This window comes from Actinomycetota bacterium, assembly GCA_035540895.1.
Lineage (GTDB): Bacteria > Actinomycetota > JAICYB01 > JAICYB01 > JAICYB01 > DATLFR01.
Window position 1 is genome coordinate 1 of the sequence record DATLFR010000159.1, and the last position, 9767, is coordinate 9767.

Annotated in this window: 7 protein-coding genes; 4 read left to right on the top strand and 3 right to left on the bottom strand. The window is 68.9% G+C overall.

The window, feature by feature from the left end; all coding sequences use genetic code 11:
• On the bottom strand, positions 1-1246 hold a 1246-nt coding region (locus VM840_09295; GenBank protein HVL81773.1), incomplete at its 3' end, for a transglutaminaseTgpA domain-containing protein.
• Positions 1246-2610 (bottom strand): DUF58 domain-containing protein, encoded by a 1365-nt coding sequence (locus tag VM840_09300; protein HVL81774.1) that lies wholly within the window; start codon positions 2608-2610, stop codon positions 1246-1248. The genes VM840_09300 and VM840_09295, both read right to left, overlap by 1 nt.
• Before the next feature lie 259 nt (positions 2611-2869).
• On the opposite strand from VM840_09300, the gene VM840_09305 reads away from it, so the two are divergent.
• Both VM840_09305 and VM840_09310 read left to right on the top strand, forming a co-directional pair.
• Complete coding sequence (locus VM840_09305) at positions 2870-4738, top strand: hypothetical protein (GenBank protein ID HVL81775.1); 1869 nt, start codon at positions 2870-2872, stop codon at positions 4736-4738.
• 79 nt (positions 4739-4817) lie between these two features.
• Positions 4818-6695: a hypothetical protein gene (locus tag VM840_09310; GenBank protein ID HVL81776.1), complete on the top strand. Its 1878-nt coding sequence runs from the start codon at positions 4818-4820 to the stop codon at positions 6693-6695.
• Positions 6696-6770: 75 nt separating this feature from the next.
• On the opposite strand, the gene VM840_09315 is transcribed toward VM840_09310, so the two are convergent.
• Positions 6771-7790 (bottom strand): MoxR family ATPase, encoded by a 1020-nt coding sequence (locus VM840_09315; protein ID HVL81777.1) that lies wholly within the window; start codon positions 7788-7790, stop codon positions 6771-6773.
• Between the two features lie 206 nt (positions 7791-7996).
• Between VM840_09315 and VM840_09320 the strand changes: the two genes are divergently transcribed.
• Both VM840_09320 and VM840_09325 read left to right on the top strand, forming a co-directional pair.
• Entirely contained in the window at positions 7997-8890 is an 894-nt protein-coding gene (locus VM840_09320) for a hypothetical protein (protein HVL81778.1), read from the top strand.
• Between the two features lie 96 nt (positions 8891-8986).
• Positions 8987-9767: hypothetical protein (locus VM840_09325; protein ID HVL81779.1), on the top strand; the 781-nt coding region annotated here is incomplete at its 3' end.

The window sequence follows — 9767 nt, forward strand, 5'->3', positions numbered from 1 at the left end:
GCCTCAGCTCGTCGAGCGTCGGGATCCTCGCCGCCGTCGTCGTGTACTCGATCCCCTCCTGCATCACGCCCTGCGACAGCCTGATGTTCCCCGTGCGGATGTCGTACGACAGGAACGGCCCCTGGGCGATGATGCCGACCATGTTCGGGAGACCGGGGAGAACGGCCCCGTCCAGCCCCCGGACCCGGAAGGTCGCGCTGATCCCGGCCTGAAGCTCCCGGTCGAGGAGTCCGTCGTCGGGGACCGGCTCGAGCCTGTTCTCGGCGAAGGGCGGGAGCTTCCAGTGGCCGTCCGCGGGGTCGTAGACGTCCAGCGACCCCATCCGCCAGGGACCCGTGATGCGGGACTCCACCTCGAACAGGACCCGGTCGGGCACGTCCTGCGGGGGGATCGTCTTCGGCTTCTGGGCGGACTGCGTGGGGTCGAAGAGAGGCTCCGGGAACAGGAAGTTGGTGCGGGAGAGGAAGAACAGACCGAGCGTGATGGCCGCGATGAGAGGGAGCGCCCGGGCCGCGCGGCGCAGCTCGAAGGCCAGGGACCGCTGCTCGTCCTCGGGTCCGAGCTCGACCCCGGACAGCATCCCGAGGCCGATCGCGAACAGGACGAGGCAGGCCAGACCCGAGAGGACCTTCTGGTCGTCCGGGACGCTGATGGCCGCGAACATGATGATGGGGAGGGGGACCATCATCCCCAACGCGGGTTTGCGCAGCTCGATGGCGATCCAGGCCGCCGCGAACCCGATGGCAGCCATCAGCCAGGCCTGGATCATCCCCCAGCCGAGCGTGAACGGGACGGGTGGACGGAGGACGTCTCCCTCCGTGATGGCCTCCCGGATGAAGGGGCCCGGGTTCAGGAGGTTGCCGATGTTGCCCTTCAACGCGTTGAGCAGGATCCCGATCAGGAAGACCGAGAGCGCCATCAGGACGTTCATCACGATCGGGTTGCGGAACCTGCGCACCCAGATCGCGGCCCCGATGCCCGCTATCCCCGCGAGCGTGGCGTAGATGCGGGGGCTGACGCCGAAGAAGACCCCGCCGACCATCATCGCGGCCGCCACGGTGGAGAAACCGACGACTATCCCGAGGCGCCCCGCCGGGACCGTGTAGTCGACCACCGGTCGACGGTCGACGGACTCCTCGTCGAGGTCGGGCGGGAGCGTCACCCCCTTCTCGAGGTGCTCGGCTGCCCTCTCCTCGAGCACCTGGAGTTCGGAGGTCTCTCCGCTCCTCGGTTCCGTGATGGCCATCAGCGGCTCCCCGCCCCGATGTCGTGGTACAGCGCGCTGGCGAGGTCCTGCCCGGGGTGCACACCCGCCACCTGACATCCCAACGCCGAAGCCACGCTCAAGGTTTCAGCGTGCTCCTCGTTCCAGATGAGCGCGACGACGAGGATCGACACGCCCTTGTTGAGCAGGAGCCGGAGCTGGGCCGCCTCGTGGGCCCCCAGCCGAGGTGTGATCAGGATGTTGTGGGCGTCGCGGCGGGGGTCGCTGATGAGCCGGGTGACCACCTTCGTGAGGGGCTCGCGGGCCATATCGACGCGCGCGAAGGCGTCGAGCATCGCGAGCTGCTGCGTGGATCCGCGAAGGGTCCTCGTCAGCGGACCACCGTTCGTCTCGACCCGGATCTCGTAACCGTCGCGGAGATGACGGACAGCCAGGGAGGCGGCCGCCCGGACCCCCGTCTCGAACGACTCGGAGTGGTCGCCGTCCTGGCTGTGATAGGTGCGGTCCGTGTCGAGGATGATCGTGATGTGGTCGGTGATGCCCTCTTCGGCCTCCCGAACCATGATCTTCCCCATGCGGGCAGAGGCCCTCCAGACGATCCGCCGCAGCTCGTCCCCGGGCTTGTACTCGCGCAGCCCGTAGAACTCGAGGCCGGAGGGCCAGGGACGGGAGACGGGCGGACGGATCGGCGGATCCTCGTAGCGCCTGGTCAGAGGCCGGTCGGCGACGATCTCGATCCTCGGGTGGACCAGCATCTCGAACCGCTCGGCGACGACCGTCTCGCGCTGGGTCAGTCCGAGAGGGTCGCTGGTCACGGCCACGAGCGGACCGATGTCGTAGACGCCGCGCCGGGTGCAGCGCAGGCCGTAGCGGTGGCTCACCGTCGCGCCCCGGGCCAGCTTCGGGATGGGGACCTTCACGGTGTGCCCCAGCCGCTCCGGGACCCTCTCCTCCAGGATGAACGTGGAGAGGCCCTTCATGGCGGTGAGCTGCACCTCCACGTCGAGGCGGTCACCCTCCTGGGCGCGCGGGAGCAGTCCGGCGCGCACGCCTTCGACCTTCAGGTTGCGGGGAGCGAGCAGGTAGCTGGTGCCTACCAGGAAGGCCGTGCCGTAGGAGAAGATATAGAGCGCCTTGCCGGCCACGATGAACGCGATGACCCACGGTACGACCGCGGCCAGGAGCGCGATCTGGCCCGTCCGGGTCAGATGGAGGGCGCGCTCGAGCCCCTTCGCTCGCTCTCGGAGACTGGCGGCGGCCAGGGTGTCGGAGACCCGGTCCTTCGCCGTGAGGACCTTCTGCTTCAGGCCTGCCTGCTGGGATCCGGGCCTGATGCCGCTGCGGGAAGCTGCCCTCCTCGCAGCCGGCGCCTTGCGGCGGCTCATCATCTTCAACCTACAGGCCCCCTACCAGGCTCGATGCCGGGTCGTGACCGGGTCGACGGCGGCTCATCGGCCTCCACGAAGTAGATGGATAGTACGAAAGGATCAGGGCGGTGACTGAATATACATCACGCTGCGCGGTCCGTCGTCCGAGATGTCCAGCTCCAGGGAGGGCGACGGACCGCGATCGGCGGGCCGGTATGCCAACATGGGGGCGCTCAGCGGACCGCGGCGCGTGCAAGGGTCAGGTGGAGGGGACGGATTGGCCGACCAGGCGCTACCTGTGAACCAGGAGCCCTCGACCGGCTCGACCTGGGTCCGCCGCTACCCTCCTCTCTCGACGCTGGTCGTGGCCCTCCTCATCGCGTTCATCGTCCTCCCGTCCGCCCTCAACATCCCTCAGTCGAACCCCTCGACCGTGCTCGAGTTCGCGCCCGTCCCACCCGAGGACGACACACCCCCGCCCAACTCCGGGTCACTCAGCACGCTCGGTCTCGGCACCTCGAGCAGCCTCTCCGCGGAGGTGGACGTCCCCCCTCCCTCGGTGGGCGGCGGCCCCCGCAGCGGCGGACGCGGAGACCGGCCGGTCACGAAGCGCTGTGTGGGCGAGCCGGCCCGGCAGACGGAGGACCCGAACTCCCCGCCCTGCGTCCCGTACTTCGAGGGGGACAACGGCGGCAACACCTGGCAGGGGGTCACGGGGAACGAGGTCGTCGCGCTGATCTATGCGACGGGCAGCGTCATCAACGCCGGCGGCAGCTCGGGGACGGAGCAGTCTCCCGCTCCAGGTCGCTACTGCGACCTAGACGGACCGGCCGACTCGCAGCCCGGGTGCGTCGACCCGAATCGAGGGAACAAGGATTGGATCGATGTCCGCGTGGCGCGGGCCATGTCCCGGTACTTCAACGACCGGTTCATGACGTACAACCGCCGGGTCCACTTCTGGATGTACTTCAGCACGGGGAGCGCCACGCCGAGCAGCCGCCGCTCCGACGCGCAGGCGAACTGGGAGAGGCTCAAGCCCTTCGCCGTCCTGGACAACATCTCGTTCGGTGGCTACAACGCCGTCTACGCGGAGGCGGCGGCGCGACGCGGGATGCTCGTCTTCGGGAACTTCTCGGGCCTCCCCAACCGCTTCTACCGGAACAACGCCCCTTACATCTGGACGTTCTGGCCCGATGTGGAGCACTGGGTGGAGATGTACACGAGCTACATATGCCAGACGATCGCCGGGAACCCGGTGGCGTTCGGCCGGGCCGGCCCGTCGCAGCAGATGAACGGGAGACCCCGCAAGTACGGGTTCCTGTCCACCGCCGACGCGGAGTACGGGGGCCTGCAGGAGTTCGCGAAGTCGGTCCGGGAGAGACTGAGGGCGGGGTGTCCCAACGGCGTGAGGATCGACGGGCCTTCTCGCACGTTCCCGAACAACCAGTACGCGATCGACTCCGATACCCAGGCCACCCAGGTCGCCCGGCAGAACATCGCCCTGTTCCAACAGGAGGAGGTCACGACCATCCTGTGGCTGGCTGGGTACGAGGTCGAGCATTCCAAGGCTGCCCGCGCCGCCGGGTACTACCCCGAATGGATCGTGGCCGGGGACCTCCTCAACGACCAGATCGAGGAGGGGCGGTTCCAGGACCAGGAGGTGTGGCGGAACGCGGTCATCGCCAGCAACCAGCTCCGCGAGGACAGCCGGGCCGACTCGCCCTGCCGTCAGGCCTATAGGGAGGCGGAGCCCCGCGGCTGGCAGAGCGACGAGAACCGGGCCTGCGGCATCTACCGGGAGTTCTTCACCATCTTCAGGTCGATCCAGGCGGCCGGTCCGTTCCTGTCCCCCGAGGCCGTAGACCAGGGGAACCACGCGATCCCGCGTCGGGCTTCGAACAACCCCGCGGTCGCGGCCTGCTTCTACGACCCGGGCGACTACTCGTGCGTCAAGGACTCGCAGGAGTCGTGGTGGGACCCCGACGCCCGCGACCCGGAGGGGGACGCCGACGAGCGCGGGTGCTGGAGGATGGCCCGCGGGGGGGCGAGGTACCTGGCCTGGGAGTGGCCGGGGTCGAGCGCGGCCTTCCAGAACCCCTCCGACCCCTGCATGCTGGCCAGCGACGGAACCTACTACATCCAATAGTTCGGGAACCCGCCCCGCGGGTCGCGCGTTAGACTGGACAGGGCACCCACGCGCCGCCGAACCGTGGAGGGATCTTCAGATGGCCGATGTACCTGTTACCCCCGTCGTCAGTGCGCCGTCGGGGGGGAACCTCTGGGCGAGGCGGTACCCTCCCCTCGCCACGCTCGTCGTCGCGCTGCTGATCGCTTTCCTCGTCCTACCGTCCGCGCTCAACCTCCCGCAGTCCAACCCGTCCACCGTCCTCGAGTTCGCGCCCGTCCCTCCGGAGGACGACCAGCCTCCGCCCCCGCAGAGCGGCTCCCTCTCCTCGCTCGGGCTGGGGACGACGAGCAGCCTGGGGGACCTCAGCGACCAGGCCCCGCCCCCGCCGATCCGTGGCGGGCGCGCCGGCGGACAGGGCACCCGGGCCCTGACGAAGCGGTGCGTCGGGGACCCGCCCCGCCAGACCGAGGACCCGAACTCCCCCCCGTGCGTGGGCTTCTTCGACGGTGACAACGGCGGGGCGACCTGGCAGGGCGTCACCGGCAACGAGATAACGGTCGTGATCTACCAGGTGGCGTACATCAGCGACCAGTCCGAGACGGAGGGCGGTGACACGAGCGCGGGCGAGTACGCGCCGTCGACCGGCACCTTCTGTGACATCGACCGGCCCTCCAACGCCGACGCGAACCAGACGCGCGGTTGCAACGACACGGTCAGCGGGCGGGAGATGTCCAACATCACGGCCATCCGGGCCATGAGCAAGTACTTCAACGACCGTTTCCAGACCTACGGCCGCCACGTGCACGTCTGGGTGCGGTGGAGCAGCGGGAGCGGTACCCCGTCGGGCCGTCGAGCCGACGCCCAGGCCATCTGGGAGCGGTGGCGCCCGTTCGCCACCCTCGACCACATGCACTTCGGTGGGTACAACGACGTGTATGCGGAGGCGATCGCCCGTCGCGGGGTGATGGTGTTCGGATCGTTCGGCCAGCTGCGCAATGAGTTCTACCGGCGCAACGCCCCCTACATCTGGTCGTTCTGGCCCGATGTCGAGCACGACGTGGACCTGTACACGACCTACGTCTGCTCGCGGATCAAGGACCACCGGGTGAGCAAGGCCGGGGATGCGAGCATGAACGGCCAACCCCGGAAGTACGGGATCATGCGGACGACCGACCAGCAGTACCCCGGCCTCCTCCGCTTCGCCGAGCTCGCGAAACAGAAGCTCGCCGCGTGCGGCATCAGCTGGGCAGCCGAGGTCACCTTCCCGGATGCCGGGTACACCAACGACCAGGGCGGCAGCCGAACCTACGCCGGGGAGAACGTGGCCACGCTGCAGCAAGCGCAGGTCACCACCGTACTGTGGCTCGGCGGGATGGAGGCCAAGACGTCCGCGGCCGCCGACCGGGCCGGGTACTACCCCGAGTGGGTCATCGCCGGCGACCGCGACATAGAGGACCTGATCAGCGCCCGGGCCCAGAACCAGCGGGTCTTCAACAGCGCCATAGTGGCCACCGCCGACCTGCGGGAGGACCGGTTCGCCGACACCCCCGCGCGTCAGGCGTTCCGTGAGGTCGACCCCAACGGGCGCCAGATCCACGAGTACTGGGCGACCCTGTACTACCGCGACTACTTCACCCTGTTCCGGGGGATCCAGGTCGCCGGTCCGTACCTGAGCCCCGAATCGGTCGACCAGGGCTCCCACGCGATCCCCAGGTACACGTCGAACAGCCCGTACGTGGCGGCCTGCTTCTACGACCCGGGCGACTACTCGTGCGTCAAGGACGCCCAGGAGATGTACTGGGACTCGAACGCGGCCGACCCCAACGGGGAGGCGGCCCGCGGCTGTTGGCGCATGGTGGACGCGGGGAGGCGCTACCTCGCGGGCGAGTGGCCCCGGGCCAACAGCGTGGCCGGCATGAACAACTCCCACCCCTGCAACGGGGTGAAGGGACAGGGCCGCAACCGGACGGTGTAGATCCCACGCTCCCCCGGTATGTGAAGAGGCCCCCGCCCTTCGGGCGGGGGCCTCGAACGTTGGGACCGGGGCGCGTCAGCCGCGCGACCCGCCCGTGGCGGGGGGCTTGACCTTCGAGACGACCCTCTCGAGCACGTCATCCACTGTCTCGCCGCGAAGGACCGCCTCCGGGTTCAGGATGATGCGGTGGGCGAGGATCGGGCGCAGGACGGTCCGGACGTCGTCCGGGTAGACGTCGGTGCGGCCGTCCGAGGCGGCCAGGGACCGGGAGGCTCGCAGGAGCGCGATCGTGGCACGCGGCGAAGCCCCGAGCGACAGAGCCGGGTCGTCGCGGGTCGCCTGCACGAGGTCGACGATGTAGTAGCCGACCTCCTTGGCCACGTTGATCGTCGAGCAGTACTGGATCATCTTCGTGATCTCCTGCGTGCTCACGACCGAGCCGAGGTCCTCGATCGAGAGCTGCACGGAGTTGTCGAACATGACCTCGAACTCCGAGTCCCGGTTCATGTAGCCCATCGAGAGCTTGAACAGGAACCGGTCCAGCTGGGCTTCCGGGAGCGGGAACGTACCCGCGAGCTCCACCGGGTTCTGGGTGGCGAGCACGAAGAACGGACGCGGGAGCTTGTGGCTGACCCCGTCAGCCGAGACGACCCGCTCGGCCATGGCCTCGAGGAGCGCGGACTGCGTCTTCGGGGTCGCCCGGTTGACCTCGTCGGCGAGCAGGATGTTCGAGAAGATCGGGCCCGGCTGGAACTCGAAGACCCCCTTCTTCTGGTCGAGGATCGACGAGCCGGTGATGTCGGCCGGGAGCATGTCCGGTGTGCACTGCACACGCGCCACGCTGGCCGCCATGGACTGCGCGAGCGCCCGGGCGAGCATCGACTTCCCCGTGCCCGGGACGTCCTCGAAGAGGATGTGGCCCTCGCAGACGATCGCGACGAGGGAGAGCCGGACAACGTCCGCTTTGCCCTTGATGACGGTTTCGATGTTGGCGACGATCTCGTCGAAGTTCTTCTTGAACGACTTGGCGTTCATGTTCCCCGCGTCGTACTGCGTACGCGCAGAGGGCTTCGACCTCGTCCTCGCTGCACTCATCAAGCCTCCTCGACGGTCTTCAGATGGGGCGAAGTCGGGCGGTCCTCCCCGCATCGCCCGGGAACCCGCAGCATAGCAGAGGGCCCGGCGTTCCTCGGCCGGACCTGCGGAGGAAATCGGCCGACGGGAGGCCTCGGGGGGAGCGTTCAAGTCGGTGAGGGATCGCGGGACACAGGTCCCGCGGACTGGGGCTTGAGGAGGTAGCGATGGACTACGCGATGCCTGCCGCTTGGGGGCAGGACAGCCGCGGGTTCTGGACCAAGCGGAAGCGGTCGGCGCTGAGCCTGATGACCGCGATATCGCTGGTCAGCGGGATCGCCGTCGCCTTCAAGCTGTTCGACAAGTCCGTCCCGAACAACGTGGTCCGCGACGCATCCACGTTCCAGTACGAGGTCTGGAAGCGCGACGCGAACGTCGGGGACACCACCTTCTTCAACACGGCGGGGTGCTCCAGCGCTCAGATCGAGTGCACCTCGACCTACGGTCCCAAGCCGGTCTTCGCAGCCAACGTGGACCAGTACCCGGGGGACGAGCGGGTCGTCGACGTCAAGCTGATCAACACCAACGTCCCGGAGAGGGACGCCTCCTTCTACGTCTACATCAAGGACATCTCCGTCACCGGGTGCGTCGACGGCGCCGGGAACGCGCAATCGTGCGAGAACGCCACACCGACGAACATCCCCTCCGGGACCGTCGCGCACAACCACTTCGTTGCCTTCTGGACCTTCACGGTCGACAAGCAGGACGTCTTCCACGGTGGCGGGCGTGACATCAACGCCGACGACCACGGCCTGGGCGAGCGGAGCGCGAACCAGCGGCCGGACGACCACGAGATGAGGCAGTACGTGAGGGCCTGCTCGGGCGGGCTCAAGTCGTTCGTCCCCGGCGCCGCCTGCGATCTCGGACGGGTGAGGGCCAAGGGCGCGAGGGACGCGGCCGGCGCCCGGACGGACCAGCGCTACTACCTGTTCAAGCTGCAGGAGCTCGACGACCTGAGCGACCAGTCGAGGTTCAAGGGCTGGACGGTCACCTTCAGCCTGGTCTTCCAGGCCAGGGTGCCGGCGGTCGCCGAGGTGGCGTCGGCCGGGCGCCGTTCCTGACATTACGGTCAGAACGTCCCGACGCGCTGAAGGATAGGGCGCGGGGGCCTAGAATGAGACCCCCCGGCAACACCTACGTTCGAGGGCTGGGAACACTTGAGGGGAAGAAGGATCAAACTCCTGGGCGCGCTCGCCCTGGCCTGTTCGACGCTCGCGTCGTGCGGCGCCGACCAGCGAGCCGTCGCGCCGGCTCCCGTGGCACGGGCAGCCGCGCCGGCTGTCTCCCTACCCGACTTCCCGGCCGATCACACCCTGGCTGCGCCTCCGGCCGTCGGAGAGGAGCCACCGCCGGCCCCCGTGTCCGTGCGCCGGGCCCTGCTCGTCGGGATAGACCGGGCGCCGGGGAGCACCACCCTGACGGGCGCCGTGTCCGACGCCGAAACCACGCGCGATGCCCTCGTCCGCCACGGATGGTCGGCCGAGTCGATCACCGTCCTGCGCGACGGAGAGGCCACGCGCGCGGCCATCCTCGCGGCCATCGCGCAGCTGGCGGGCGTCCCCAGCGACGGCCGCGTCGTGTTCATGTTCGCCGGGCACACGCGCCGCTCCGGCACGCAGAACCAGCTCCTCACGGCAGACGGTGCCCGGCTGTCCGCGCCGGCGCTGGCCTCCGCGCTCGGGGCGGTGAAGGCGCCGATGTGGGCGTCCTTCCCCACCTGCTACGCGGCGGGCTTCGCCGTCCCCGGGATAGTGGGTCCGGGTCGCGTCGTCACCTTCGCCTCCGCAGCAGCCGAGCGCGCCTACGAGGCGACCTGGCTCCAGCGTTCCTTCCTCGTGGAGTACATGGTCCATCGCGAGATGCTCGGTGCCTGGCCTGCTCCGTCCGTCGAGCAGGCATTCGAACGGGCGCATGCCGGGCTGGGCCGCGACTACCCCC

Excerpts from the sequence above, each read along its gene's own strand:
- VM840_09300 (HVL81774.1), bottom strand. The coding sequence starts at position 2,610 with ATGAGCCGCCGCAAGGCGCCGGCTGCGAGGAGGGCAGCTTCCCGCAGC.
- VM840_09320 (HVL81778.1), top strand. The coding sequence starts at position 7,997 with ATGGACTACGCGATGCCTGCCGCTTGGGGGCAGGACAGCCGCGGGTTC.
- VM840_09310 (HVL81776.1), top strand. The coding sequence starts at position 4,818 with ATGGCCGATGTACCTGTTACCCCCGTCGTCAGTGCGCCGTCGGGGGGG.
- VM840_09315 (HVL81777.1), bottom strand. The coding sequence starts at position 7,790 with ATGAGTGCAGCGAGGACGAGGTCGAAGCCCTCTGCGCGTACGCAGTAC.